This window comes from Blastococcus sp. OS1-29 (assembly GCF_057628075.1).
On sequence record NZ_JBXXJK010000002.1, the window covers coordinates 595,719 to 620,919 of the forward strand.

Annotated in this window: 23 protein-coding genes; 14 read left to right on the forward strand and 9 right to left on the reverse strand. The window is 73.7% G+C overall.

Going from position 1 to position 25,201, the window contains the following annotated elements; translation table 11 throughout:
- Nucleotides 1-83 precede the first annotated feature (83 nt).
- The 8 genes from kdd (at nucleotide 84) to AC2H4J_RS07490 (ending at nucleotide 8,885) form a co-directional block, all read left to right on the forward strand.
- Nucleotides 84-1,112 carry an L-erythro-3,5-diaminohexanoate dehydrogenase gene (gene kdd, locus AC2H4J_RS07455; protein ID WP_487464218.1) on the forward strand — a complete coding sequence of 343 codons (1,029 nt, stop codon included), beginning with the start codon at nucleotides 84-86 and terminating at the stop codon, nucleotides 1,110-1,112.
- On the forward strand, nucleotides 1,109-2,626 hold the full coding sequence (locus AC2H4J_RS07460) for an amidohydrolase (RefSeq protein WP_487464219.1): 1,518 nt from the start codon (nucleotides 1,109-1,111) through the stop codon (nucleotides 2,624-2,626). Before kdd ends, AC2H4J_RS07460 begins: the two co-directional genes overlap by 4 nt.
- A gap of 82 nt (nucleotides 2,627-2,708) precedes the next feature.
- Nucleotides 2,709-4,298: a lysine 5,6-aminomutase subunit alpha gene (gene kamD, locus AC2H4J_RS07465; RefSeq protein ID WP_487464220.1), complete on the forward strand. Its 1,590-nt coding sequence runs from the start codon at nucleotides 2,709-2,711 to the stop codon at nucleotides 4,296-4,298.
- Nucleotides 4,291-5,031 carry a lysine 5,6-aminomutase subunit beta gene (gene kamE / locus AC2H4J_RS07470; RefSeq protein ID WP_487464221.1) on the forward strand — a complete coding sequence of 247 codons (741 nt, stop codon included), beginning with the start codon at nucleotides 4,291-4,293 and terminating at the stop codon, nucleotides 5,029-5,031. Before kamD ends, kamE begins: the two co-directional genes overlap by 8 nt.
- Nucleotides 5,028-5,420 carry a 3-aminobutyryl-CoA ammonia lyase gene (kal, locus tag AC2H4J_RS07475; RefSeq protein ID WP_487464222.1) on the forward strand — a complete coding sequence of 131 codons (393 nt, stop codon included), beginning with the start codon at nucleotides 5,028-5,030 and terminating at the stop codon, nucleotides 5,418-5,420. Before kamE ends, kal begins: the two co-directional genes overlap by 4 nt.
- A 585-nt stretch (nucleotides 5,421-6,005) precedes the next feature.
- Nucleotides 6,006-7,547, forward strand: coding sequence for an apolipoprotein N-acyltransferase (gene lnt, locus AC2H4J_RS07480; RefSeq protein WP_487464223.1), 1,542 nt, complete (start codon nucleotides 6,006-6,008; stop codon nucleotides 7,545-7,547).
- On the forward strand, nucleotides 7,544-8,317 hold the full coding sequence (locus AC2H4J_RS07485; RefSeq protein WP_487464224.1) for a polyprenol monophosphomannose synthase: 774 nt from the start codon (nucleotides 7,544-7,546) through the stop codon (nucleotides 8,315-8,317). The genes lnt and AC2H4J_RS07485 overlap by 4 nt, the downstream gene beginning before the upstream one ends.
- 61 nt (nucleotides 8,318-8,378) lie before the next feature.
- Nucleotides 8,379-8,885 carry an FxsA family protein gene (locus AC2H4J_RS07490; protein ID WP_487464225.1) on the forward strand — a complete coding sequence of 169 codons (507 nt, stop codon included), beginning with the start codon at nucleotides 8,379-8,381 and terminating at the stop codon, nucleotides 8,883-8,885.
- A gap of 133 nt (nucleotides 8,886-9,018) precedes the next feature.
- Here the strand turns inward: AC2H4J_RS07490 and AC2H4J_RS07495 are convergent, their stop codons facing one another.
- From AC2H4J_RS07495 to AC2H4J_RS07520, 6 genes are all read right to left on the reverse strand, one after another.
- Nucleotides 9,019-9,363, reverse strand: a complete 345-nt coding sequence (locus tag AC2H4J_RS07495) for an RNA polymerase-binding protein RbpA (RefSeq protein WP_029336385.1) — start codon at nucleotides 9,361-9,363, stop codon at nucleotides 9,019-9,021.
- A gap of 193 nt (nucleotides 9,364-9,556) precedes the next feature.
- A complete protein-coding gene (locus tag AC2H4J_RS07500) occupies nucleotides 9,557-10,306 on the reverse strand; it encodes a thymidine kinase (RefSeq protein ID WP_487464226.1) in 750 nt (249 codons plus the stop codon).
- Nucleotides 10,303-11,658: an MFS transporter gene (locus AC2H4J_RS07505; RefSeq protein ID WP_487464227.1), complete on the reverse strand. Its 1,356-nt coding sequence runs from the start codon at nucleotides 11,656-11,658 to the stop codon at nucleotides 10,303-10,305. Before AC2H4J_RS07505 ends, AC2H4J_RS07500 begins: the two co-directional genes overlap by 4 nt.
- 94 nt (nucleotides 11,659-11,752) lie before the next feature.
- Nucleotides 11,753-12,658, reverse strand: coding sequence for a lysophospholipid acyltransferase family protein (locus tag AC2H4J_RS07510; RefSeq protein WP_487464228.1), 906 nt, complete (start codon nucleotides 12,656-12,658; stop codon nucleotides 11,753-11,755).
- Nucleotides 12,643-13,410: a glycerophosphodiester phosphodiesterase family protein gene (locus tag AC2H4J_RS07515; protein WP_487464229.1), complete on the reverse strand. Its 768-nt coding sequence runs from the start codon at nucleotides 13,408-13,410 to the stop codon at nucleotides 12,643-12,645. Before AC2H4J_RS07515 ends, AC2H4J_RS07510 begins: the two co-directional genes overlap by 16 nt.
- A gap of 41 nt (nucleotides 13,411-13,451) precedes the next feature.
- Complete coding sequence (locus AC2H4J_RS07520; protein WP_487464230.1) at nucleotides 13,452-14,633, reverse strand: MalY/PatB family protein; 1,182 nt, start codon at nucleotides 14,631-14,633, stop codon at nucleotides 13,452-13,454.
- 71 nt (nucleotides 14,634-14,704) lie between these two features.
- On the opposite strand from AC2H4J_RS07520, the gene AC2H4J_RS07525 reads away from it, so the two are divergent.
- Nucleotides 14,705-15,112 (forward strand): hypothetical protein, encoded by a 408-nt coding sequence (locus AC2H4J_RS07525; protein ID WP_487464231.1) that lies wholly within the window; start codon nucleotides 14,705-14,707, stop codon nucleotides 15,110-15,112.
- Between the two features lie 3 nt (nucleotides 15,113-15,115).
- Here AC2H4J_RS07525 and AC2H4J_RS07530 read toward each other — a convergent pair whose 3' ends face one another.
- Nucleotides 15,116-15,325 (reverse strand): hypothetical protein, encoded by a 210-nt coding sequence (locus AC2H4J_RS07530; RefSeq protein ID WP_487464232.1) that lies wholly within the window; start codon nucleotides 15,323-15,325, stop codon nucleotides 15,116-15,118.
- A gap of 459 nt (nucleotides 15,326-15,784) precedes the next feature.
- Nucleotides 15,785-16,474 carry a TetR/AcrR family transcriptional regulator gene (locus tag AC2H4J_RS07535; RefSeq protein WP_487464233.1) on the reverse strand — a complete coding sequence of 230 codons (690 nt, stop codon included), beginning with the start codon at nucleotides 16,472-16,474 and terminating at the stop codon, nucleotides 15,785-15,787.
- Nucleotides 16,475-16,561: 87 nt separating this feature from the next.
- Here AC2H4J_RS07535 and AC2H4J_RS07540 point away from each other — a divergent pair, with 87 nt between their 5' ends.
- The 3 genes from AC2H4J_RS07540 (at nucleotide 16,562) to AC2H4J_RS07550 (ending at nucleotide 18,583) form a co-directional block, all read left to right on the forward strand.
- Nucleotides 16,562-17,746 (forward strand): FAD-dependent monooxygenase, encoded by a 1,185-nt coding sequence (locus AC2H4J_RS07540; protein WP_487464234.1) that lies wholly within the window; start codon nucleotides 16,562-16,564, stop codon nucleotides 17,744-17,746.
- Between the two features lie 185 nt (nucleotides 17,747-17,931).
- Nucleotides 17,932-18,327: a VOC family protein gene (locus AC2H4J_RS07545; protein WP_487464235.1), complete on the forward strand. Its 396-nt coding sequence runs from the start codon at nucleotides 17,932-17,934 to the stop codon at nucleotides 18,325-18,327.
- A 64-nt stretch (nucleotides 18,328-18,391) separates the two neighbouring features.
- Nucleotides 18,392-18,583 carry a hypothetical protein gene (locus AC2H4J_RS07550; RefSeq protein ID WP_487464236.1) on the forward strand — a complete coding sequence of 64 codons (192 nt, stop codon included), beginning with the start codon at nucleotides 18,392-18,394 and terminating at the stop codon, nucleotides 18,581-18,583.
- Between the two features lies 1 nt (nucleotide 18,584).
- Here the strand turns inward: AC2H4J_RS07550 and AC2H4J_RS07555 are convergent, their stop codons facing one another.
- On the reverse strand, nucleotides 18,585-19,292 hold the full coding sequence (locus AC2H4J_RS07555) for a LysE family translocator (protein ID WP_487464237.1): 708 nt from the start codon (nucleotides 19,290-19,292) through the stop codon (nucleotides 18,585-18,587).
- A 51-nt stretch (nucleotides 19,293-19,343) separates the two neighbouring features.
- On the opposite strand from AC2H4J_RS07555, the gene AC2H4J_RS07560 reads away from it, so the two are divergent.
- On the forward strand, nucleotides 19,344-24,494 hold the full coding sequence (locus AC2H4J_RS07560; protein ID WP_487464238.1) for a SpoIIE family protein phosphatase: 5,151 nt from the start codon (nucleotides 19,344-19,346) through the stop codon (nucleotides 24,492-24,494).
- Nucleotides 24,495-25,199 carry a M50 family metallopeptidase gene (locus AC2H4J_RS07565; RefSeq protein WP_487464239.1) on the forward strand — a complete coding sequence of 235 codons (705 nt, stop codon included), beginning with the start codon at nucleotides 24,495-24,497 and terminating at the stop codon, nucleotides 25,197-25,199.
- Nucleotides 25,200-25,201: the final 2 nt, after the last annotated feature.

Here is a 25,201-nt window from a genome sequence, read left to right on the forward strand (position 1 = left end):
TGACCTTACGGGAGAATCTTCGGTCATTGCGCGCTGACGCGCTAGGTTCTCCACCAACGAACGAGTGAGACAGGAGAGACGACGTGCAGGCATCGGTCGAGCGGGCGCTCGGCGTGCACCGGGTGCTCGAGCCCGCGGGAGTTCTGCCGCAGGCCGCCGTGCGGCTCGACCCGGACCCCGCGATCGGCCCCGACGAGGTCCGCATCGCCGTCCAGCGGCTGAACCTCGACGCCGCATCCTTCCGGCAGCTCTCGGAGTCCTGCGGCGGTGACGGCGCCGCCGTGCGGGCCGCCGTCCTGGACATCGTCGCCACCCGCGGCAAGATGCAGAACCCGGTGACCGGCTCGGGCGGCATGCTGATCGGCACCGTCGACGCCCTCGGCCCGGAGTCCCCGCTCGGTCTCGCCGTCGGCGACCGGGTCGCCACGCTGGTCTCCCTGACCCTCACCCCCCTGCGGATCACCGACGGGCTGGCCCGCTGGGACGGCCGGTCGGAGCAGGTTCCGGCCGAGGGGACGGCGATCCTCTTCGCCCGCTCGATCGCCGCGGTGCTGCCCGACGACCTGCCCGACGCGGTGTCCCTCGCGCTGCTGGACGTGTGCGGCGCGCCGGCCACCACCGCCCGGGTCGTCGAGCGGACGGCGGCGCGGTCGGTCACCGTCCTGGGTGCCGCGGGGAAGTCGGGCAGTCTGTCGCTCGCCGCGGCCCGCGCCGCCGGCGCCGGACAGCTCACCGGGCTGGTGCGGAACGACGCGGAAGCGGCCGCCCTCCGCGCCTCCGGACTCGCCGACCGGGTCGTCGTCGCCGACGCCACCGACCCGCTCGCCGTCGCCGCCGCGGTGGGGACGCCGGCCGACCTCACGGTCGTCTGCGTCGACGTCCGGGGCGCCGAGCACGGCGCGATCCTCGCCACGGCTGAGGGCGGCACCGTGGTCTTCTTCTCCATGGCCACGTCGTTCCCGGCGGCGGCCCTCGGCGCGGAGGGGATGGCGGCGGACGTGACCATGCTCATCGGCAACGGCTACACGCCCGGGCACGCGGCACTGGCCCTGGAGCTCTATCGCCGGAACCACGGCGTCCGCGCACTGATCGATCCGCGAGTGACCGAATGAGCCTCCTCGTCACCGACGTCACCATCGGCGACCGCCCCGGGCGGGCCGTCCAGCTGGCCGACGGCCGGATCGCCTGGGTGGGCGCAGCGGACGAGGCGCCGGATGCCGACCGGACGATCCCGGGGGAGGGCGCGCTGCTCACCCCGGCCTTCGTCGACGCGCACGTGCACGCCACCGGCACCGGCCTGGCGCTCGGGGGGCTGGACCTCCACGGGAGCCTGAGCCTCGCCGACGCCGTTGCGTCCATCCGGGAGCACATCTCCGCCACGCCGTCCGGCATCGTGCTCGGCACGGGATGGGACGAGACGTCGTGGCCGGAGGGCCGCGGCCTGACCCGCGCCGATGTGGACACCGTCGTCGGCGACCGCCCGGCCTACCTGGCACGGGTGGACGTGCACTCCGCGACGGTGTCGACGGCACTGCTGGACGCAGTGCCGGGCATCACCGAGCTGCCGGGATACCACCCCGACGGCCAACTCCGGCTCGATGCCCACCACGCCGCCCGGACCGCGGCCTTCGGCGCGGTCGGCCCCGATCAGCGCCGCGCCGCCCAGCGGGCGACGCTCGCCGCGGCCGCCGCCCTCGGCATCGGCTGCCTGCACGAGATGGCCGGCCCCGAGGTCTCCGGCGCCGACGACCTCGCCGCGCTGCTGGACCTGGCCGCGTCGACGCCGGGGCCGCGGGTCCTCGGGTTCTGGGGCGAGCTGGCCGAGCGGGGCGGGCTGGACGTCGTCCGCGAGCTGGGGCTGGCCGGCGCCGGGGGAGACCTGTTCTGCGACGGCTCGTTCGGCTCGCACACCGCCGCGCTGGGCAACGGCCACTACGCCGACCGCCCGGACACGTCCGGAACCCTCCGCTTCGCCTCCGGCCAGCTCGTCCACCACGTCCGGGCCTGCACCCTCGCCGGCGTCCAGGCCGGGTTCCACGCCATCGGGGACGCCGCCGTCGCCCAGGTCGTCTTCGCCGTCGAGACCGTCGCGGCCGAGCTCGGGCGCCCGGCCGTCCGCGCCTGCCGCCACCGGCTCGAGCACGTCGAGATGATCGACCGGCCCGACATCGAGCGGATGCGCGACCTGGGCATGGTCGCCAGCGTGCAACCGGCCTTCGACGCCGCCTGGGGCGGGGACGCCGGCATGTACGCCGAGCGGCTGGGTGCCGACCGGGCCCTCGCGACCAACCCGTTCGCCGCGTTCGCCGACGCCGGTGTGGCGCTCGCCCTCGGGAGCGACGCTCCAGTCACGCCCCTGGATCCGTGGGGCGGCGTGCACGCCGCGGCCGACCACCGCACGCCCGGCTCGGGCCTGCGCCCGTTCGACGCCTTCGACGCGGCCACCCACGGGGGCTGGTACGCGGCACGCGCCGAGCATCCCGTCGGCCCGCTCGCAATCGGCGCCCCGGCGCACCTGGCGCTGTGGGCCACGACCGACACCCTGTCCGCCGTCCTAAGTCAGCGGGCCCGGCCCACCTGCCGGCTCCTGATCGTCGACGGCACGCCGATCGGAGACCACACGTGACGCACCGTTCGGGACTTTCTGTACAGAAGGTCCCAGCTGCTGAGGGACGTTCTGTACAGGAAGTCCCGGGAGGGGAGCGGCCATGAGCACCTTGACCCTCGATCCGACGCTCGTCGCGCGCTCGCGGGAGCTCGCGGCGCGGGCCGCGCAGCCGGTCGTCGACCTCGCCCAACGGCACACCACCGTGTCCGTCGAGCGCGCGGTGCTGCGGCTGGCCGGGCTGACCGGCACCGACCCGGTGACGGGGGAGGGGCGCACCGAGGACCGTGTCCCCTGGGTGAACCGGGTGGTCGACGCCGTGCGCGACCAGGTGGGCCTGGAGTCCGGTGTCGCGCTGCCGGTCTGGCACGCGTTGGCCCGGGGGACGTCGCTCCAGTCGCTGGCCGAGGAGGTCGGCGCAGGGACGGCGCGCTTCACCGTGCCGACCGGCGCGGATGCCGAGTGCGCCCGGAACGCCGCGCACGCCGCCGTCGCGGCAGGGATCGCCCGCATCGACGCCAACCGCCGCCGGCGGGAGCAGCTCGTCGCGCTGCACGGGGATCCGCCACGCCGTCCGTGGATCTACCTGATCGTCGCCACCGGCGACATCTACGAGGACATCCCGCAGGCGCAGGCCGCCGCGCGGGCCGGGGCCGACGTCATCGCCGTCATCCGCTCGACCGGGCAGTCGCTGCTCGACTACGTGCCGGAGGGGGCCACCCGCACCGGCTACGCCGGCACGTACGCCACGCAGGAGAACTTCCGGCTCATGCGGGCCGCCCTGGACGACGTCAGCGCCGAGCTCGGCCGGTACGTCCGGCTGACCAACTACGCGAGCGGTCTCTGCATGCCCGAGATCGCCGTGCTGGCCGGGCTCGAGCGGCTGGACATGATGCTCAACGACGCGATGTACGGGATCCTCTTCCGCGACATCAACCCCCGGCGGACCTTCGTCGACCAGCGGTTCAGCCGGATGGTGCACGCCCGCGCCGGGATCATCATCAACACCGGCGAGGACAACTACCTCACGACCGCCGACGCCGTCGACGAGGCGCACACCGTGACCGTGAGCCAGCTGCTCAACGAGACGCTGGCCAAGGAGGCCGGACTCGAGGACTGGCAGCTCGGGCTCGGGCACGCCTTCGAGATCGACCCCGACCGGGAGGAGTCCTTCCGGCTGGAGCTCGCCCACGCGCTGCTGGCCCGGTCGCTGTTCCCCGACGCCCCGCTGAAGTGGATGCCCCCCACGAAGCACATGACCGGCGACGTGTTCCGCGGCTACCTGCTCGACGGCTTCTTCAACCTCGCCGGGGCGCTCACCGGTCAGGGCATCCTGCTGGTCGGGATGATGACCGAGGCCGTGGTCACCCCGTGGCTGTCGGACCGGGACCTCGCCCTGCGCAACGTCCGCTACGTGCTGAACTCCGCGGGCAACCTCGCCGAGGACTTCGCCCCGCCGCCGGGTGGCTTCATCGACCGCCGGGCCGACACCGTGCTCCGCGAGGCCGTCGACCTGCTCGGCCGGATCGCCGACCACCCCGAGGGGCTCATCCAGGCGATCGCCGACGGCACGTTCGGCATCACCAAGCGGCCGGCGGACGGCGGCAAGGGCCTGGACGGCGTCGTCGAGCTCGCCCCCGACGCCTACAACCCCGCCGTGGAGCTCCTGGAGAAGGAGGTGTCGCATGCCTGACGGTTCCATCGTGCGGCCCTACGGCGACACCACCGGCGACGGGATGGTGCAGACGTCGTTCACGCTGCCCGTGCCCATGGGTCCGAAGGCCGAGGGTGCCGCCCTGCAGCTGGCCACCAAGATGGGCATCGAGCCCGCGATGGTCGTGCACAGCCACGCCATCGACGTCGGCTACACGTTCTTCGTCGTCTACGGCTCGGTGAAGCACCTGGTGGACCTGGACGCCGTGGTCGTGGAGGAGCGGGCCTACCCGCTGCTGTCCTCGGCGGAGATCAACGGCGCCATCCGCACCGGGCTGGGCCGCAAGCTCGTCGTCCTCGGCGCCTGCATCGGCACCGACGCCCACACGGTCGGCATCGACGCGATCCTCAACGTGAAGGGCTTCGCGGGGGAGAAGGGCCTGGAATACCTGCGCGAGATGGCGGTGACCAACCTCGGCGCCCAGGTGACCGTCCCCGAGCTGGTGGCGAAGGCCCGTGCCGCGCGCGCGGACGCCGTCCTGGTGTCCCAGGTGGTCACCCAGAAGGACGCGCACCTGCGCAACACCCGCGAGCTCGCCGCGGCGTTCCGCGAGGCGATGGGGGAGTCCCGGCCGCTCCTGGTCGTCGGCGGACCCCGGTTCGACCCGGCCATGGCGGCCGACCTCGGCGTCGACAAGGTCTTCGGCCGGGGGACGACGCCCGGTGAGGTCGCCAGCTACCTCGTGCACGCACTCGTGAAGGAGCCCGCATGACCGACCCTCGCCTCGGCCTCACCGTGACCCATCGCCGGTACGTGCCGTACGCGCACGCCCACTACGGAGGCTCGCTGGTGGACGGCGCGTACACCCTCGGTCTGTTCGGCGACGTCGCGACCGAGGTCGCGATCGTGATGGACGGCGACGAGGGGCTGCTCGCCGGCTACTCGGAGGTGTCGTTCCGCGGGCCGGTGCGCGCGGGCGACGTACTGGAGGCGACCGCCGAGGTCGTCCGCGTCGGGCGTCGGAGCAGGGAGCTGCGCTGCACCGCACGGGTCGTGGCGCGGGCCGAGCCCGAGCGCGGTCCGTCTGCGGCCCGGGTTTTGGACGAGCCACTCGTCGTCGTCGAGGCCACCGCGACCCTCGTGGTGCCGGCAGCCGCCTGACCCCGACGCTCCAGTCGAGGTAACGATCCGGTCACAGTCCCTCCCGTTGTCACCTGGAGTACCGACGCGGGCGCGGTCAGTTCTTACAGTCGCTGCAGTTCCAGATCGGGAGCACCGGAACGTGCTCTCCGGCTGATTCGTGCGGCCCCCCGGCCGGCACGGGAGGCGGCGTCGGCGCCGCTCCGTGCCACAGCCGGGCCGAGGGGGGCGGCGGGCCGCCGGGGGAGGACGGACCGGCACCTCCGGTGGAGCCCGCCCGACGTCCGCGCCATCAGACAACGGTCGAGCCGGTCGCCTCCAGCGACCGGCCGTCCGGCCCGAAGATGCGGATCCCGGGCGGCGCATCCTGCCGGCGCTGTCGGACGACCCGGGTCTGGCGGGATGGGATGCTGGGTCAGGACCGCGGCAGCGCTGCGGCGGTCCGGACCCCGCCCGTCCGGCGCGGGGAGGATCCCGGCACCCAGCGGCCCGGGACGGCGTTCCGGGAGGCAGTCCGTGCCGGCAGGTGCAGGAGAGCCGGGAACCGGCACGCTCGCGCGGCCGGCCGACTCTCCGAGGTCGCCCGCCGGCCGGAGCGCCCGGCGGATGCCGTGGCGCACTCTGCTCGCCGCCGCCGGCGGTCTCGTCCTCGTCCTCGCCTTCCCCGACCACGACCTCCCGGCCCTGGCGGTCCTCGGCCCGGCCGCGCTCGCGCTGGCCGTCCGGGGGCAGCGCTGGCGGTCCGGCCTGTGGCTCGGACTGGTCTTCGGCCTCACCTTCTTCGTCCCACTGCTCTCCTGGACCGGGATCTACGTCGGAGCCTTCCCGTGGTTGGCGCTGGCCGTCTGGGAGGCTGCCCACCTCGCCCTGCTCGGCGGCGTGACCGCGCTCACCTCCCGGCTGCCGCTGTGGCCGCTCTGGACTGCCGCGCTCTGGGTCGCCGACGAAGCGGTGCGCGGGCGATTCGTCCTCGGCGGCTTTCCGTGGGGTCGGCTCGGGTTCAGCCAGACCGAGGGCCCGCTGCTCTCCCTGGCCGCGTACGGCGGCGTCCCGCTGGTCAGCTTCGCGGTCGCGCTCGCCGGGGCACTGCTCGCCGCGGCCGCGATCGCGCTGCACCGTGCCTGGCGGGTGGCCGACGCGGCGGGGGAGCGCGGCCCGGCGCTGCGGACGGCGGCGCTGCGCGTGGGCGCCGTCCTCGCCGTCCCCCTGGTCGGGGCGCTGGCCTGGCTGCCGCTGCCCGGTCCGTCGCTCACCTCGGGTGGCCCGACGTCGACCGTCGCCGTCATCCAGGGCAACGTGCCCCGGGCGGGCCTGGAGTTCAACGCCCAGCGCCGCGCCGTGCTCGACAACCACGTGCAGCGCACCCGGGAGCTCGCCGCAGCCGTGGCGGCGGGGCGGCAACCGCAGCCCGACGTCGTTCTCTGGCCGGAGAACAGCTCCGACATTGACCCGTACACCAACGCCGACGCGGCAGCCCAGATCGACCGGGCCGCGCGGGCGGTCGGTGCGCCGATCCTCGTCGGCGCGGTGGTCGACGGCCCGGGGCAGAACGTCCGCAACACCGCGATCGTCTGGGATCCCGTCGACGGGCCGGGGGACACCTACGTCAAGCGGCATCCCGTGCCCCTGGCCGAGTACGTGCCGGCGCGCGGCTTCTTCCGCTTCTTCAGCGACAAGGTGGACCTGGTCCGCCACGACTTCGTCGCCGGTGACCGTGTCGGCGTCCTGGACGCGGGCGGCGCCCGGCTGGGCGACCTGATCTGCTTCGAGGTCGTCTACGACGGGCTGGTCGGCGACGTCGTCGACGGGGGCGCGGGGATGATCGTCGTCCAGACCAACAACGCGACGTTCGGCTACACCGACGAGAGCGCCCAGCAGCTGGCCATGAGCCGGTTGCGCGCCGTCGAGTTCGGCCGCACCGTCGCGGTCGCGGCCACCAGCGGCATCTCGGCGATCGTCGCCCCCGATGGCAGCATCGCCGAGTCGTCGTCCCTGTTCACGCCGGCGGTCTTCGTCGAGCAGATCGCCCAGCGGCACTCCACGACCGTGGCCCAGCGGTTGGGAGCGGGCCCGGAGTGGGTGCTGACCGGCCTCGGGGCGGCCGGTCTCCTCATCGTCGGGAGGCGGCGGGGGAGGGGACGGCGGTGAGCGACCGGGTGCTCGTCATCGTGCCCACCTACGACGAGGTGCAGAACCTCGAGCCGATCCTGACCCGGCTGGCCGCGAGCGTGCCGACGGCGCACGCGCTCGTGGTCGACGACGGGTCGCCGGACGGCACCGGCGACCTCGCCGAGAAGCTGGCGCAGGCCGACCCCCGGGTGCACGTGCTGCGGCGGACGACGAAGGAGGGGCTCGGGCCCGCCTACGTCGCCGGTTTCCGGTGGGCGCGCGAGCACGGGTACGACGTGGTCGTCGAGATGGACGCCGACGGCTCGCACGCCCCGGAGCAGCTGCCACTGCTGCTCACCGCGCTGGAGTCCGCCGATCTCGTCCTCGGTTCGCGGTACGTGCCCGGGGGAGCGGTGGCGGACTGGCCGATGCACCGCCTGCTGCTGTCGCGCCTGGGCAACCGGTACACCCGCTGGGCGCTGCGCCTCCCGCTCAGCGACGCCACCGGCGGCTATCGCGCCGCGCGGGGCGAGCTGATCGACGCGCTGCACTTCGACGACGTGGCCAGCCACGGCTACTGCTTCCAGGTGGACTGGGCGTGGCGGGCGTTCCGCTCGGGCGCCCGTGTCCGGGAGGTGCCGATCACGTTCACCGAACGTGCCTTCGGCCGGAGCAAGATGAGCCGCTCGATCGTTAAGGAAGCGTTGGTGCGGGTCACCGTGTGGGGACTGCAGGACCGGCTGGCCGACTGGCTGCCGGGCCGGGTCGCCCGACCCGTGCCGGCGCGGACCCGCTCCCGCGGGCGATGAGCGCGGCCCGGCTGGCGGGCCGCCGTCGCCGGGGATGCGGGCAGGGAGAGGCAGGACCGTGGTGAGAGACGCTGTCGGACGCCGGGTGCGCCTGGCCGCCGGGCTGGTCGTCCTGGCCGAGTTCGTCGTGTTCGTGCTCGTCGCGAGCTGGATCGGGCTGGGGTGGACGATCCTGGCGACGCTGGCCACCAGCGCACTGGGCGTCGCGCTGCTGGGGCGGCAGGGCACGAAGGCACTCGCCGACCTCCGCGAACGGGCCCGGTCCCGCCGCACGGCCGGCCGGGAGCTCGGGGACGCCGGACTCGTGGCCGCCGGTGGGCTGCTGATGGTGCTGCCGGGCTTCCTCGGTGACCTGGTCGGCCTCCTCTGCCTGCTGCCGGTCACCCGCGGGCTGGTCCGCGGGCTGCTGACGCGGCTGGTGATCGGGCGGCTGCCCGACCGCCTGCGCGGCCCGGTGCGGGTGGAGAGCGTGCGGACGGCCGGCGTCGGCGGCCCCATGCCCGACGCCGGACCGCTGGTGATCGAGGGCGAGATCGTCCGCGGCCCCGACGGCCGCCCGTTGCTCTGACGCGGGCCGGCCTATCGCAGCACGCGGAAGCGCAGGCTCGTCCGGGGCCCGGATCGCGACCGCAGCCCGCCCCCAGACGCGGAACGGCCCCGGTGGGGATCCACCGGGGCCGTTCGGTCGAGCTGTGCTGGGCTCAGCTGGCGCGGGTGCGCCGTCCACGAAGGACGTCGAGCCGCTCGGCGAGCACCTCTTCGAGGTCCTCGACGGAACGCCGCTCGAGCAGCATGTCCCAGTGCGTGCGCGGGGGCTTGACCTTCTTGGGGGCCGGCTCGGCACCGCCGACCAGCTTGGCCGCACCACCGTCGAACTTGCACTCCCAGGTGTCGGGGAGCTCGGCGTCGTCAGCGAACGGCACCGTGAACAGGTGGCCCGAGGGGCACCGGTACTCGGCGTACTGCCGCTCGATGGGCGCGGTGTTCCGCTCGGTCTCGTAGCTGACGCTGCCCAGTCGGCTGCCGCGCAGGGAACGCTCGCCCATGGCCCACCGTCCTCTCGTTCGTGGTGTCGGTCGAAACTCGGTGTCCGGCGACCGGGGCATACCCAGGCACGCGGACTCGCAGAGATCAACGACAGAAATGGCGGAGAGATTCCCCCGAAACAGTTGCTCATCATCGCATGGGGTCAGATCCGGAGCGTCACTGCCCCCCGGAGGGGTGACCCCTCCGCCCCCGTCAGGTCAGCGACAGCTGTCCCGGCCCCGCCGTCGACGGGTCGAGCTGGCCGCGGACGTAGTGCCGCCGGCACACCACCTGGTACCGGACGGCGGGGGAGCGGCCCTCTGCCGCCCGCGGCGGATCGGCCGGTGCGGTGTCCGCGACCACCACGGTCTCACCCGACCGCACCATCGCGCCGTCGACCACGCGGGCGTTGAGCAGCCCCGGCAGCCCGCACCAGCAGAGAACCTCCACCTGGACCCGCTGGACGTCGTCGGCGACCTCCAGGAGCCGCTGCGTGCCGGGGAACAGGCGGGCGCGGAAGTCGGTGGTCAGCCCGAAGGCGTAGACGTCGACGTGCCAGTCGTCGACCAGGGACGCGAGCTGGTCGACCTGCGCCGCGGTCAGGAACTGCGCCTCGTCGACGATGAGATAGTCCACCCGGTGCCCCTCGGCCCACCGGTCGCGGACGAGCAACTGCAGATCGGTGTCACCGTCGACCTCCACGGCCGCCCGGGAGAGCCCGACCCGGGAGCTGATCTGCGGCGCCGCGGACCGGTCCCCCTGGGTGAGGAGGACGCCGTGGCGGCCCTGGCGCTGCTGGTTGTGGTCGACCTGGAGGGCCAGCGTGGACTTGCCGCAGTCCATCGGGCCGTGGAAGAACCGCAGGTGCGCCGGCGCGGGGTGCCGACGCCGGTCGCCGGCCGCCGGCACGGACTCCAGCTCGGGCAGTGGGGGTTGGGTGGCCGGGGACTCGGCCGGGGTCACAGGCGCTCCGGTGGGGTGTTGCCGGCCTCGACGACGGCGCGGCGCATGGGCAGCGCGGCCAGCGCGACGAAGCCGGCCACGAAGAAGATGACCAGGCTGACGATCGCCAGCCGGTAGGAGCCGGTCAGCTGGTAGGTGAGCCCGAACGCGAGCGGCCCCAGCCAGCTGGTCCCGCGGTCGCTGATCTCGTAGAAGCCGTAGTACTCGGCCTCCTTGCCCAGCGGGATCAGCTGGCTGAACAGCGACCGCGACAGGGCCTGCGTGCCGCCCTGCACGATGCCGATGACGGCGGCCAGTGCGTAGAACTGGCTCACGGCGCCGGACTGCAGGAAGAACGCCACCACCAGCACGACGATCCAGGCGATCAGCGCGCCGAGGATCACCCGCCGGGCTCCGTACCGGCCGGCCAGCCGGCCCAGTCCCAGGGCACCGCCGATCGCCACCACCTGCACCATCAGGATGGCGCCGGTCAGCACCGACTGGTCGAGGTCGAGCTCCTCGGTGGCGTAGGTCGCCGACAGGGCGATGACGGTCTGGACTCCGTCGTTGAACAACAGGTAGGCACCCAGGAACCACAGGGTGAGCGGGAACGCCCGCATCTCGCGCATCGTCGTGGCGAGCTGCCGGAAGCCGCTGTGGCTGCGCACGGCGTCGGGGTCGCGCACCGGGCGGTTGCGCAGCCGCGACACGGTGAACACCGTGAAGGCCCCCCACCAGAGCCCCGCCGTCGCCAGTGCGATGCGCACCGCCTCGCCGGTCGTCAGCCCGAGCGAGTCGTGGGCGAGCACCAGGCCGAGGTGGACGGCGAGCAGCAGGGCACCCCCCACGTAGCCGAACGCCCAGCCCTTGCTCGAGACGTCGTCGCGCTCGTCGGGGCCGGCCAGATCGGGCAGCCAGGAGTAGTAGACGACGGTCGCCGCGCCGAAGGCGATGTTGGCCACGACGAACAGCAGCGCACCCAGCAACCACCGGCCGTCGGCGATGAAGAACATCGCCGTGGTGGCCAGCGCCCCCAGGAACGCGAAGCCGGCCAGCATCTCCCGCTTGCGGCCCGTCCGGTCGGCGACGGCACCGGTGATCGGCAGCACCAGGACCTGGACCAGCACGGAGAACGACAGCACGTAGGAGAACCACGCGCCCGGCGCGATCGACAGGCCGAGCAACGACAGCCGGCCGTGCTCGCCGACGGCGTCCTCGGCCACCGCGGTCAGGTAGGGCCCCAGGAAGACGGTCGTCACCGAGGTGTTGAAGACCGACATCGCCCAGTCGTAGGAGTACCAGCCGAACCGTTCCCGCTTGAGCGCCCGGTCGACGGGCAGGCCGGGTCCGGTGGTGGGCAGCGCTGTCGTCACCGGCGCAGGTTCTCAGTGGCCGGGCGGCGGGTCCAGCACCGCGGGGGAGCCGTCACCCCATCGGTCACTCCCGCGCCGTGTACTCCCGGGCCGGTCACGGCACCTCGTCCGGCACGACCCCGCCCGGGTAGGCGGCGACCGCCGTCGTCGGGCGCGTGCGGTCGACGAAGTGCGGCCGCGACTCCTCGCCGGCGCGCAACGGGACCAGGCCCCGGGTGATCGCCGCCGCGATGCGGTAGCGGGCCCGGTTCGCGTCACCGACGCGGCCCATCTCCAGGTCGTCGAGCCGGACCGGGGGACCCACGTGCACCGCGAGCGTCGGCCGGCGGACGATCGCGCGCACGGCGGTACGCAGCTTTCCCCAGTCGTTGCCGTACTGCAGCACCTCGTGCGCGCCCCACTGGCTCACCGGGATCACCGGGACGCCGAGTCCGAGAGCCATCCGCGCCATCCCGGTGCGGCCGCGCTCGGGCCAGCCGTCGGCGGCCAGCCCCACCCGGCCCTCGGGATAGGCCACGACGTGACCGCCCTGCACGAGGGCGACCTCGGTGATCCGGACGGCGTGCCGGGCGAGCTCGGTGCCCCGCTCCACGCGGATGGCGCCGGCCCGTTCCAGCAGGGCACCGGCGACGGGCGCGGCGAGGATGCCGCCGGTCGCCATGATCCGGGGGACGACGCCGATCCTGTGCAGGGCGACGGCGATGACGAACGGATCGAAGTCGCCGATGTGGTTCGCCGCGAGCAGCAGCGGCCCCCGGCGCAGCTCCTCGGCGATCCCGCCGGTCACCTGCACCCGGCCGAAGATGCTCACCAGCCAGGAGAAGCGGCGCAGCAGGAACGTCCAGACCGCCCAGGGCGGTGCGGCGGCGATGGCCATCTCGCGGGCGAACCAGTCGGGATCGTCGGGCTTCACGAGGCGGGCGAGGTCGTCGGCCAGGGGTGGGATGCGCGGGCGCCAGCCGCGCATCCGTCCGGCGAGGGCGCTCAGCGAGGGAACCACTGACCGCGCTTCTCGAGCAGTTCCTTGAGCATCGCGGGCCGGTCGGTCATGACCCCGTCGACGCCGAGATCCAGCATCGCCGTCGTCTCCTCCTCGGTGTCGACGGTCCAGACGTGCACCTGCAGGTCGCGGGCGTGCGCGGCGGCCAGGAACCGCTCGTCGACCAACGCCCGGCCACCCAGCTGCAGCGGGACCTGGGCCACGCCCGCCTGGATGCGGACGAGTCCCGCCGCGCGCGGGGAGTAGGACGACAGGCGCAGCGCCGCGACCCCACGGGGACCCAGGGCGGTGCAGACGGACGGGCCGAACAGGCGGCGGGCCGCCGCGATCCGCGCGTCGGAGAACGACCCCAGGCAGATGCGCTCGGCCACCTTGAGCCGGCGCACCGTCCGCACGAGCGGGGCCAGGACGCCGGCGGCCTTGATGTCGAGGTTGAACCGGACGTCGGGCCAGGCGCCCAGAAGGTCCTCGAGCCGGAGGATCGGTTCCCGGCCGCCGATCCGCGCCGTCGAGACCTCCGCCCAGGACATCGACTCCACCCGCCCGGTCCGGTCGGTGACCCGCTCGAGCGTCGCATCGTGGAACACGACCAGGACGCCGTCCGCCGTCACCCGCACGTCGGTCTCGAGGTACCGGTAGCCCATGTCCACGCACGCCTGGAAGGCGGGCATCGTGTTCTCCAGGTGCTCGATGGCACCGCCCCGGTGCGCCATCGCCACAGGTCCGGGCCCGTCGAGGAAGGCGTAGGGCACGGGTCCACGCTAGTGGGGGCGGCCGCGCGGTCGGCGAGCGGTCAGCGGGCGGCCAGGGCCCCGGCCATGCGGTCCACGATCGTCGCCAGGACCGGCCGCGGCGTGGCGAAGTTGAGCCGCACGTGACCGGCCCCCGGGGCCCCGCACTCCGGCCCGTCGACCAGCGCGACGCCGGCCCGCTCCAGGAAGAACGCCCCGGCGGATCCCTCGAGCCCGAGCCGCCGGCAGTCCAGCCAGGCCAGGTAGGTGCCCTCGGGCGGGGTGTACCGGATCTGCGGCAGCCGCTCGGCCAGCAGCTGGGCGAGCAGCCTCCGGTTGCCGTCCAGGTAGCCGAGGACGTCGTCCAGCCACTCCTCGCCGTCGTCGTAGGCGGCCACGGCGGCCAGCAGGCCGGGAGTGGACGCGCCGTGCCCGTACTGGACTCCCACCTGCGCCCAGTGCTCGACGTCGGCCGGGTTGCTCAGGATCAGCTGGGCGGTCTTCAGGCCCGGCACGTTCCAGGCCTTGGACGTGGACGTGGCGGTGACCGTGTGCCGGGCCGTCTCGGGCGACAGCGAGGCGTACGGGCGGTGCGCGGCGCCCGGGTAGATCAGCGGCGCGTGGATCTCGTCGGCGAACACCCGGGCCCCAGCGGCCGCGACGACGTCGGCGAGGGCGAGTTGCTCGTCGACGTCGAAGACCCGGCCCAGCGGGTTGTGCGGGTTGACGTGCACGAGCAGCCCGGCGCCCCGGTCGAAGGCGGCGGCGATCCCGGCCAGGTCATAGGTGACCCGGCCGTCGCGCTCGACCATCGGCACCTGGATCAGCTCTCGGCCCAAGAGCCCCGGCACGGCGAGGAACGGCATGTAGGCCGGCGTGGGGAGGACCACCGCGGATCCGGGCGCAGTGAACCGCTCGATGGCCGCCTGCAGCCCGGCGACGACGTCGCCGAGCGGGGTGATCCAGGTGTCCGGTACCTCCCATCCGTACCGCCGACCCAGCCAGCGCGCGCAGGCACCGGCCATCTGCGCGGCGGCCTGGGGGGTGGCGTAGCCCAGATGGCCGCGCTGCACGGTGTCGAGCAGGCTCCGGGTCACCGCGGGCGCGGTGCCGAAGTCCATCTCGGCGACGAACGCCCCGATCGCGGGCTCGTAGCGGGTCCACTTGAGGCTTCGCCCCTCCCGCAGCACCTGTTCGGTCGGCACGTCGAAGCGTGGCGGCTCGCCGATGTCCGGAGCGGCCATTCGGAGCCTCCTGCGCGGTTCTCTGGCGTGTCCCCGGGGAGTGTCGCCCCGGACGTCTACCGTGCCCAGACGTGGCAGAGCGACACGCAGCGGGCACGACGAGCGAGCTTCCGGTGTCCCCCATCCCCAACCGGGGGAGCGGGGAGCAACGGCGGTGCGGCTGGTGTCGCCGGGTTCTTCCCGAACAGGGGTCGGTCGGGCGACCGCGGCTGTACTGCGGGCAGGCCTGCCGTCAGCGCGCCTACGAGCAGCGCTCGGCCACCGCGAAGGCCGGTCTGCCCGGTGACGTGGTGCTGGTGTCCCGGGCCGAGCTCGACGGGCTGCAGGACCGGCTCTACCAGTTGCGCTGCGCCCTGGAGGACGCACAGACGCTGCTGACCGAGCGGCCGACGAAGGTCGAGTTGGAACGTCAGCTCGCCGAGCTGCTGCGGTCCACCGGCCGCCTGGACCGTCTGTGGGTCACCGAGCGAGTCAGCTGACCATCAGGACGCCGGCGCGCCGGCGCCGCTGCTGCTCGAGCCCTGCTGCGGCCCAGTGTTGTCCTGGGTCTGCTCATGCTGGCTGGTGTTGGACGCGGTGTCCTTCGGCGTTCCCGTGTCGCTGTTGACCGGATCGCCGCATGCCGTGAGCGCGCCGCCGCAGACCAGCGTCAAAGCCGTCGTGAACGCAAGTATCGGTCGTCGGAGTTCCATAGGCCGACCCTACGAACGCCGGGGCGCACGCGCTCGCCGAGCCGGCCACACCACCTTCCTAACGTCACTGTGACGTTAGGAAGCTGGTGTGGCTGCATGGGGGAAGATGCGTTGCCAGGCCGTCAGCAGCCACCGAGCGCACGACATGGCAAGAAGCAGGTCGCGATGATCTTGGTCAGACATCAAGATCCACAGCGGGGGAGTTGATCTTGGACTCTGGGCGGTGCTGCGGTGTCCGGAGACCGCCGCCGAGGAGGCGGGTTCTCCACGGGCGCATGCCTCCGGGGCGGCCACACACGACGCCGGTTGCCGAACACGTGCGCGCGAACGGACGACGAGCCGGAGTGAGATCGGGCGGGGATACCGGCGAACCAGCCCCTTCTGGGCTCAACCACCGTGCGCCGATAATGCACATTATGTCAACTCATTGGGAGCGTCACGCTGACGGAAGCTCCCCAGTCAGCCCCGCTCGGCCAGCGGCGCGACGCCGTCGAGAATGCAGCGCAACCCGAATGTCAGTGCGTGCCCCTCCGTGCCCGGGTCCGCCAGGGCTGCGACGAATGACGGGAAGCGCTCCGCGTGGCCGGCGAGCACGACCGACATCGTCCGGCCCAGCAGGTCCTCGGACGGTGCCCCGCTCAACGCGGCGGCCTGCTGCGCGAGCATCCGCACGTGCCCCAGCAGCGTCGCGACGAGGTCCAGCTTCTGACCGCCGCTCAGCCGGGTGTCCGACAGCACGGCCAGCGCCTGCTCCAGCCAGCCCAGCTCGTTGGGGCCCATGACCCGTGATCCCAGGGTCGCCTCGAGTGCCCACGGGTGCGCGACGAAGAGGCCGAAGATCTCGGTGGCCCAGTGCTCGAGTCGCGCACGCCATCCGCCGGCGATGTCGTCCAGCCGTGGCGGTGTGCCCATACCGAGGTCGGTCATGAGCGCGATCAGCTCCGCCCGGCCGGGCACGTAGCGATACAGGGCCATTTTCGTCACGCCCAGGCCCTCCGCGACCCGCTGCATCGTGACAGCCGCCAAGCCCGCGTCGTCGGCGATGGCGACGCCTTTCACCGCGATCGTCGTGAGATCCAGGGTCGGTCGCGGGCCCCGCCGCACCGCGGGCTGAGGGCCCCACAGAAGGTCGACGGCGCTCCTGTTCATCGGACTCCTCCCCTTGCCCTGCCGCTTAACTGTGTCTATGGTACACCGTGTCCGACGGACACAGATGACCTAGTCAAGGGGCCCACGATGACAGCTCTCTCCGGCACGCGCGTCCTTGTCTCCGGCGCCGGTGTGGCCGGCCCGGCGGTGGCGTTCTGGCTCGCGCGGCACGGCGCGACCGTGACCGTCGTGGAGGTCTCTCCGGCCCTGCGGACGTCCGGGTTCGCAGTGGACTTCCGCGGCCCCACCCATCTCGGCGTGCTCGCACGGATGGGCATCCTCGACGATCTCCGCAGCGTGCAGACGCACGGCGGCTCGATGACCTGGGTCGACGAGCACAGTCGCCCCATCTTCGAGCTGCCGGCCAGCTTCGCGGGAGGCGACGTCGAGGTGCGCCGGCGAGACCTGTCGCGGCTGCTCTACCAGCACAGCGCCGATGCCGTCGACTACGTCTTCGCCGACGAGATCACCGCGATGCTCGAGGGTCCCGCCGACGTGCGCGTCGAGTTCCTCCGCCGCCCCGCCCAGAGCTTCGATCTCGTCATCGGGGCCGACGGCCTGCACTCCGCCGTCCGCCGTCTGAGATTCGGACCGGAACGCGACCACCTGCGCCACCTCGGATACCTCGTCGCCGGATGGGACCTCCCCCGCTTCGCCGGGGCCGGCACTGCCGCGCAGCACTACAACGTCCCGGGCCGCATGATCAGCGTGACCGTCGACGAGCGGGCGCCCGACCGGGCGCTGGCGTTCGCCGTCTTCGCGGGGCGGCCACTCCCCCAGGCCCGCTGCGACCTCGACGAGCAGAAGCTGCTGATCACCCGCGCGTTCACGGGCCTGGGGTGGCATGCACCGACCCTGCTCGCCGGCCTGGACGACGCGGCCGAGGTGTATCTCGACTCGATCAGCCGGGTTCGCGCGCACCGCTGGACGAGCGGTCGGACGGCGCTGCTCGGCGATGCCGCCTGGGGCGTCACCCTCGGCGGCATGGGGGTCGGCACCGGCATCGTGGGCGCCTACGTGCTCGCCGGCGAACTGGCACGGGCCGACGGCGACCACCGACGCGGCTTCACTACTTACGAGGAGCGAATGCGCTCGTACGCGCGACGCTGGCAGACCGGAGCCAACCCGGGGCGATTCCTGGCGCCGGCATCGGCAGCAGGACTCCGATTCCGCAACGCCCTGCTCAGCACCCGACTGGCCCAGCGGGCGCTGGTGCGCAGCACGCGGTCCATCGCCACCGACACCGAGCTGCCGTTCTACGCAGTCCCCTGACGTTTCCGGTGCGCCCTCGGCGCGGTTTTCTCAGCCAGCTCACTGTGCAGCGCGACGGCACGGGGACGCCGCCTCGGTGTTGGGGATAACGGTAGACGGCGGCGACGATCTCACCCACCCGCACCGACGAGTTCGCCGGCTGGGCACGGTCTCAGCTGCAACCGTCGTCCGTCCCAGGAGTGCCCGTGCCCGCCACCATCCGGCCGATCATCGTCACCGCCGATCTCGACCGGCTGCTCACCTTCTACACCGGACTACTCGGCGCCCGGGAGGTCGAGCGCTACCCCGAGGACGGGCCTGCCTTCTCCGTCGTCCTCGCGCTCGGCGACTCGGAACTCAACCTCGTCGGCGACACCCGCGCCGAACCCGGCTCCCCCGGTCGCATTCTGCTCAGCGTCGAGGTACCCGAGGTCGACGCAGTGCTCGAGCGTGTCCCTTCTCTGGGCGGCCACGTCCAGGGGCCGGCGAACGACATGCCGTGGGGTCAACGAGTCGCCCACATCGGGGACCCGGACGGCAACGACGTCAATCTGACGCAGACCCTCCGACCCCCGGACGAGCCCACGCTTTCGTCACAGTGACTCAACTTCCCCGATTCGCCGTCCCCGGACCGGGTAGCCGCTTCCTCGACCGAGGAGGAAACGCATGACCGAGCAACGGCCCGACACCGACGACCGGCACGAGCCGGGTGGCACGCCGTCCGCCGGCCGGGGCGACCTGACCGACCGCCCGGCGACGCCGGGCGCCGACACGACGCAGCCGTCCGCCGTGCCGGGCGCCTACGAGGCGGACGACGACGACCAGCAGCGCGGCCGGACCATGAAGCCCGGCAACTGACTCATGGACCGACGGCGACGCGCAGCCCCAGGCCGATGAGGACGCTGCCGCTGACCACCTCGAGGCGACGGCGGATCCGCGGGCGGCGGAACCAGGCGCCGGCCCGGGCGACCCCGGCGGCCAGGGCGAGGTACAGCGCAGCCTCCAGCGCCACCTGCAGCAGCCCGAGCAGCGCCGTCGTCGTGAACACCGGCCCGCGGGCCGGCACGAACTGCGGATAGAAGGCGATCATGAAGACGGCAGCCTTCGGGTTGGCGAGCTGCACGAGCACGCCCTCCCCGAACGAGCCCCACCAGCGACGCCGACCCGGCGGTTCCGGCGGCGCGACGGCGTCGGGGCCCCTGCGAGCCGGCCAGGCCTGCCGGAGGGCACGGACGCCGAGGTAGAGCAGCACCGCCGCGCCCACGACCCGCAGGACCAGATACGCGATCTCCGACGCCGCGACCAGGGCGGCGAACCCAGCGCCCGCGAACAGCGCCCAGCAGTAGAGCCCGAGCTCCAGGCCGAGCACCGTCGGCACCGCGCCGGCGAGCCCACGCAGCGCCGCCCGGCGCAGGATCAGCGCCATCGCCGGCCCGGGCGAGGCCGAGATGAGCAGCACCGCCAGCAGGAAGGCCGGCAGCGAGGTGGCGAGCTCCACGGGCGGATGTTCGCACCGCTCCGGCTCCGCGTCGACCGACTTGCCGGGCACCCGCCGTGTGAGCGACACGCCGCCAACCCGGGGAGCGCACTGCGGGACTCGTCAGGCAGAGTGCCGATCGTGGGGACGCAGCCGTCAGGGAACGTGACGCCGGGCGCCGGCGACGAGGGTGCGGTCGAGGCGCTCTTCCGCAACGGTGGCGAACTCGGCAGGGCGATGGCGGAGCGCGACTGGAGCCAGACCGCGGTCGGCTCCCCCGACACCTGGCCGGGTGCGCTCCGCAACCTGGTCCGGATCGTCCTGACCTCCCGCTTCTCCATGTGGGCGGCCTGGGGCCCGGAGCTGACGACCTTCTACAACGACGCCTACTGGCGCGACACCCTGCAGGGCAAGCACCCCTGGGCGCTCGGCCGTCCCGCCGACGAGATGTGGGCGGAGATCTGGCACGACATCGGGCCACGGATCCGGTCGGTGCTCGACACCGGCATCGCGACGTGGGACGAGGACCTGCTGCTCTTCCTGGAGCGCAGCGGCTACCCCGAGGAGACGTACCACACGTTCTCCTACAGCGCGGTCGACGGCGACGACGGCCGGACCGCCGGCATGCTCTGCGTCGTCGTCGAGACGACCCAGCGCGTCGTCGGTGAGCGCCGCATGGCGAACCTGCGCGATCTCGCGGCGGCGGTGGCGACCACGCGCACCGAGCCCGACGTCCTCGCCGCGATCGGCGAGCAGCTCGGCCGCAACCTGGCCGACCTGCCGTTCAGCCTGACGTACCTGTTCGACGAGTCCGGGACCGCCCGGCTGGCCTGCGCGACCGGCATCGAGGCGGGCAGCGCCGCGGCGCCGGCGACCATCACGGCGGACCGGGACGACGCGGCGTGGCCCCTGGCGGCGCTGCGGGCCGGACAGGAGGCGCTGGTCGACGACCTGCCCGACCGCTTCCCCGGGCTGCCGACCGGGAACTGGCAGCGGCCACCGTTGCAGGCCGTGGCCGTTCCGTTCGCCACCTCCGCCCAGGGCACCGCACCGACCGACGGTTTCCTGGTCGTCGGCCTGAACCCCCACCACCGCTACGACGACGACTACCGCGGCTTCGTCGGGCTGGTGGCGAACCAGATCGCCTCCGGCCTGGTGAACGCGCGCAGCTACGAGGCCGAGCGTCGCCGGGCCGAGTCGCTGGCCGAGCTCGACCGCGCCAAGACCGACTTCTTCTCCAACGTCAGCCACGAGTTCCGCACCCCACTGACGTTGATCATGGGACCGCTCACCGAACTCCAGAACTCCCCCGCGGTCGGCGGCGACGCCCGTGCCCGCGAGGAACTCGAGGTGATCCACCGCAACGCGCTGCGCCTGGGCAAGCTGGTCAACACGCTGCTGGACTTCTCCCGACTGCAGGCCGGCCGGATCGATGCCCGGTTCGAGCCCGTCGACCTCGCCGTCACCACCGCCGAGCTGGCCAGCGTCTTCCGGTCGGCGGTCGAGCGAGCGGGGTTGCGGTTCACCGTCGACTGTCCCCCGTTCGACCAACCGGTCTTCGTCGACCGCGACATGTGGGAGAAGGTGGTCCTCAACCTGCTGTCGAACGCGGTGAAGTTCACCTTCGAGGGCGGGATCACCGTCGCCCTGCACCGCGACGACGACCGGGCGGTGCTCACGGTCTCCGACACCGGCACCGGGGTGCCGCCCGAGGAGCTCCCCCGGCTGTTCGAGCGCTTCCATCGCGTCGAGCGCGCCCGCTCGCGCTCGGGCGAGGGCAGCGGCATCGGGCTGGCCATGGTCCGCGAGCTGGTGGGGCTGCACGGTGGAACCATCACGGCCGAGAGCGGCGGGGGGCGCGGGACGACGTTCACGGTCGCCCTGCCTCTGGGATCGGAGCACCTTCCGGCCGAGCAGGTGGCCGAGGACAGGGCCGGCACCGGCGTCTCCGCGGCCGCCGAGCCGTTCGTCGCCGAGGCGCTCCGCTGGCTCCCGGACGCCGAGGAAGCCGACGCCGCGGCCGCCGCGGCACCGGTGGACCCCGCCCGCGACCCCCTGGCCGGTCCCGGGCGGGTGCTCGTCGCCGACGACAACGCGGACATGCGCGACTACCTGCGACGGTTGCTGAGCCCGCGCTACCGCGTTCAGGTCGTGCCCGACGGGCAGGTGGCGCTGGAGACCGCGCTGGCCGACCCGCCGGACCTGGTCGTGAGCGACGTGATGATGCCGCGGCTGGACGGGATGGCCCTGCTCTCCCGGCTCCGCGCCGATCCGCGCACCGAGCGCGTGCCCGTGCTGCTGCTGTCCGCCCGCGCGGGCCAGGAGGCCGCGGTCGAGGGCCTGGCCGCCGGCGCCGACGACTACCTCGAGAAGCCGTTCTCGGCCCGGGAGCTGCTCGCCCGCGTCGGCGCGCACGTGGAGCTCGGCCGTGTGCGCCGGGAGGCCGAGGAGCGCTTCGGCGCGATGGCCGACCTGGTGCCGGCGCTGATCTGGGTCGCCGACGCCGAGAACCGGCGGATCTTCCTCAACGCCGGGTGGCAGGAGTTCACCGGTTCCGGCAGCGCCCAGGACGTCGACAACTCCTGGCGCGCCCGGCTGCATCCCGACGACGAGGAGCGCTACCTCGAGGTCGTGGGCGCGGCCTCCTCCGCGCACGTGCCCTGGGAGGTGGAGTACCGGCTGCGCCGGGCCGACGGCGCCTATCACTGGCTGCTGGAGCGTGCCGCCCCCCTGGGCGGCGGTGCCGAGCACTCCGGCTACGTGGGCAGCTGCACCGACATCAACGCGCGCTATCGCGAGAGCCAGCGGCAGAGTCTGCTCGCCGAGGTCAGCGCCACGCTCGATCGCGCGGGCGGCATCGGCGACCAGCTCGCCACGCTGGCCCGGGTGCTGGTCACCACCCGGCTGGCCGACGCGTGCGACGTCCGGCGGGTGGGCGACGACGGGGTGCTGCACCGGGCCGCGGTGGCCGCGCTCGACGCCGCCACCGAAGCGGTGATCGCGACCATGCCGGAGGAGACCTCGTTGGCCCGCGAGGCCGTCGAGACCGGCCGGACGACGGTCGGCGCCGCCGGCACGGGTGTGCCCGTCATCGGCTCCCGCAACGCCGACCCCGCCCAGTTGCGCCGGCGGCTGGACGCGAACTCGAAGCTGGCGGTGCCGCTGGTGGTCCGCGGACGTGTCCTGGCCGTGCTGGGGCTCGGTCGCCGCCCGGAGACGCCGGGATTCAACGCCGACGACCGGTCCCTGGTGGAGGAGATCGCGGGCCGCGCCGCACTGGCGGTCGACAACGCACTGCTGCTGGCCGACGAGCGGGCCAGCGCCCAGCGACTCACCCTCCTCCAGCAGGCCACGGCGGCACTCTCGGCGGCGACCACGCCCGCGTCGGTGGGTGCCACCGCCGCGCGCCACGTCGCGCAACTGCTCGGTCCGGGCAGCGCCGTGGGCGTCTACGAGGTCGACGAGTCCCGCCGCACGCTGACCCTGCTGGGAACGGATGCCGAGCGACCGACGAGGTCCTACGACAGCATGCCGCTGGCCACGGTCCGCCCGCTCACCGTGGCCGTGCACGAGCGCCGCCCCCAGTGGTATGAGGACCTCGACGCCTGGCTGTCGGCACATCCCGACCGCCATCCCGACCTCGTCGAGAACATGCGGGCCACGCAGAGTGCCGGTGGTGTCGCCCTCCCCCTCGCCGTCGGCGGTGCCTCGGTGGGCGTGATCGGCATCGGCCTGGCCGAGGACCGCCGGCTCACCGTCACCGAGCGGGCCACCCTGCTCGCGCTCGCCGAGCAGTGCGCGCAGGCCCTCGACCGCGCCCGCCTGTACCGCGCCGAGCAGCGGATCGCCGAGACGCTGCAGCGCAGCCTCCTCCCCCAGGGGCTGCCGCAGCTCGCCCGCCTGGCGCTGGTGGCGCGATACCTCCCCGGCGCGGCCGGCACGCAGGCCGGTGGCGACTGGTACGACGTGGTGGCGCTGGACGACCATCGGGTGGCGATCGCCGTCGGGGACGTCGTCGGCCAGGGCCCCGCCGCCGCGGCGGTGATGGGTCAGCTGCGCAGCGCGCTGTCGACGGCGCTCCTCGCCGGCAGCAGCCCGGCCGAGGCGCTCGAGCTGCTGGACCTCTTCGCCTCCCGGCTGCCCGCCGCCACGGCGTCCACGGCGGCCTGCCTCGTCCTCGACTGGGAGCAGTGCACGATCCGCTGGGCCCGCGCCGGGCATCCGCCGCCTCTCCTGCTGCACGAGGACGGGCGGGCGGAGTACCTCGACGCCGCCGGATCGGGGACGGTCCTGGGTGTGCCGGGCCGCCGTCCGTTCACCGAGGGCACGGCCCGGGTGCGGCCGGGAGCGGTCCTGCTGATGTACACCGACGGCCTGGTGGAGCGCCGTAACGCGCCCATCGACGTCGGTCTGGACCGGCTCGCCGACGCCGTGCGGCGGCACGGCGAGCAGCCGCCCGAGGACTTCGCGAGCCGGGTCCTGCACGAGATCCTCGCCGACACCGACCAGCCCGACGACGTGGCGCTGATCGCAGCGCGGCTGATGCCGCCGCCCCTGGAGGGCCGGATCGCCGCGGATCCGGCCCGGCTGGCGTCGGTCCGCCGCGCCGTGGTGGCCTGGGCCGCCGCCGCCGCGCTGTCCGAGGACGCCGTCGAGGACCTGCAGCTGGCCCTGGGTGAGGCACTGGCCAACGCCGTCGAGCACGCCTACCGTGACCAGCCCCCCGGTGCCTGCACGTACGCGGTGCGCTGGCTGCCCGACGGGACCGTCGACGTGCAGGTGGAGGACTTCGGCACGTGGCGGCCCGTGCCCGCCGATCCCGGTTTCCGGGGCCGCGGTCTGCGGCTGATCCGCGAGCTGTCCGAGGACGCCACCGTCGAGCGGTCCGCGTCCGGCGGCACGGCCGTGCGCTTCCGCCTCCCGGTCCGCCCGGCCGCCGGCAAGGGTCCGGCGTCCGCGCGCCGGCCGGTCCAGAACGCCGCCGACGGCGGCGCGCGACTCGTCCGCGCGGACGGCGTCCTGCGGCTGACCGGTGAGCTGGACCTCATCGCGGCCGGCGATCTGCGCCCGCTGCTGCTGGCCGAGGTCGACGCGGCCGGTGCGACCCGACTCGAGCTGGACCTCCGCGAGCTCCGCTATCTCGCGAGTGCCGGCATCGGCCTGCTCGTGGAGGCGGTGGACCGGGCCCGTGTCGCGGGCGGGCGGCTGCGGGTGAGCGTCGAGCCGGGTGGGCCCATCGCCCGCGTCCTGGCGCTGGCCGGGCTGGAGACGCTGGTCACCGGCGGGGCCTGAGTGGGGTCCCTCGGCCGGTTCTGGGCGCAGGTCACCGTCGTCTCCCCCGACCTGCGGCCTGGGGTCCTCCTCGGCAGCGCGGCCGTGGCGGCGCTGCTGGTCCTCTCCCCCACGCTGTGGCGACCCACCCGGCACGTCGTGACCATCGCCCACGAGGGCGCGCACGGCCTGGTCGCCCTCGCCGCCGGACGCCGGTTGTCCGGTATCCGGCTGCACTCGGACACCTCCGGCCTGACGGTGTCCGCGGGGCGCCCCACCGGCCTCGGCATGGTGCTCACCTGCGCGTCCGGCTACACGGGCCCCGCTTTGTTCGGACTGGGCGCGGCGGCCCTGCTCGCCGCCGGACACGCCGTCGGCCTGCTCTGGGCGCTGCTGATCCTGCTGGCGCTGCTCCTGGTGCAGATCCGCAACTGGTACGGCCTGTGGTCGGTGCTGGTCACCGGTGCGATCGTGTTCGGCGCCACCTGGTGGCTGCCGCCGCAGGGTCAGGCGGCCTTCGCCGCGCTCGCCACCTGGTTCCTGCTGCTGGCCGCGCCCCGGACGGTCCTGGAGCTGCAGACGGCGCGGCGACGGCGCCGGGCGCCCGACTCCGACGCCGACCAGCTGGCCGGGCTGACTCCCTTCCCCGCGCTGTTCTGGGTCGGGGTCTTCCTGCTGGTCGACGTCGGCGCGCTGCTCCTCGGCGCCTACTGGCTGCTGCGCTAGGC

Coding starts and splice junctions, on each gene's coding strand:
- lnt (WP_487464223.1), top strand. CDS start 6,006: ATGCCGTGGCGCACTCTGCTCGCCGCCGCCGGCGGTCTCGTCCTCGTC.
- AC2H4J_RS07550 (WP_487464236.1), top strand. CDS start 18,392: ATGACCGAGCAACGGCCCGACACCGACGACCGGCACGAGCCGGGTGGC.
- AC2H4J_RS07540 (WP_487464234.1), top strand. CDS start 16,562: ATGACAGCTCTCTCCGGCACGCGCGTCCTTGTCTCCGGCGCCGGTGTG.
- AC2H4J_RS07495 (WP_029336385.1), bottom strand. CDS start 9,363: ATGGGCGAGCGTTCCCTGCGCGGCAGCCGACTGGGCAGCGTCAGCTAC.
- AC2H4J_RS07520 (WP_487464230.1), bottom strand. CDS start 14,633: ATGGCCGCTCCGGACATCGGCGAGCCGCCACGCTTCGACGTGCCGACC.
- kal (WP_487464222.1), top strand. CDS start 5,028: ATGACCGACCCTCGCCTCGGCCTCACCGTGACCCATCGCCGGTACGTG.
- kamE (WP_487464221.1), top strand. CDS start 4,291: ATGCCTGACGGTTCCATCGTGCGGCCCTACGGCGACACCACCGGCGAC.
- AC2H4J_RS07535 (WP_487464233.1), bottom strand. CDS start 16,474: ATGAACAGGAGCGCCGTCGACCTTCTGTGGGGCCCTCAGCCCGCGGTG.
- kamD (WP_487464220.1), top strand. CDS start 2,709: ATGAGCACCTTGACCCTCGATCCGACGCTCGTCGCGCGCTCGCGGGAG.
- AC2H4J_RS07460 (WP_487464219.1), top strand. CDS start 1,109: ATGAGCCTCCTCGTCACCGACGTCACCATCGGCGACCGCCCCGGGCGG.
- AC2H4J_RS07530 (WP_487464232.1), bottom strand. CDS start 15,325: ATGGAACTCCGACGACCGATACTTGCGTTCACGACGGCTTTGACGCTG.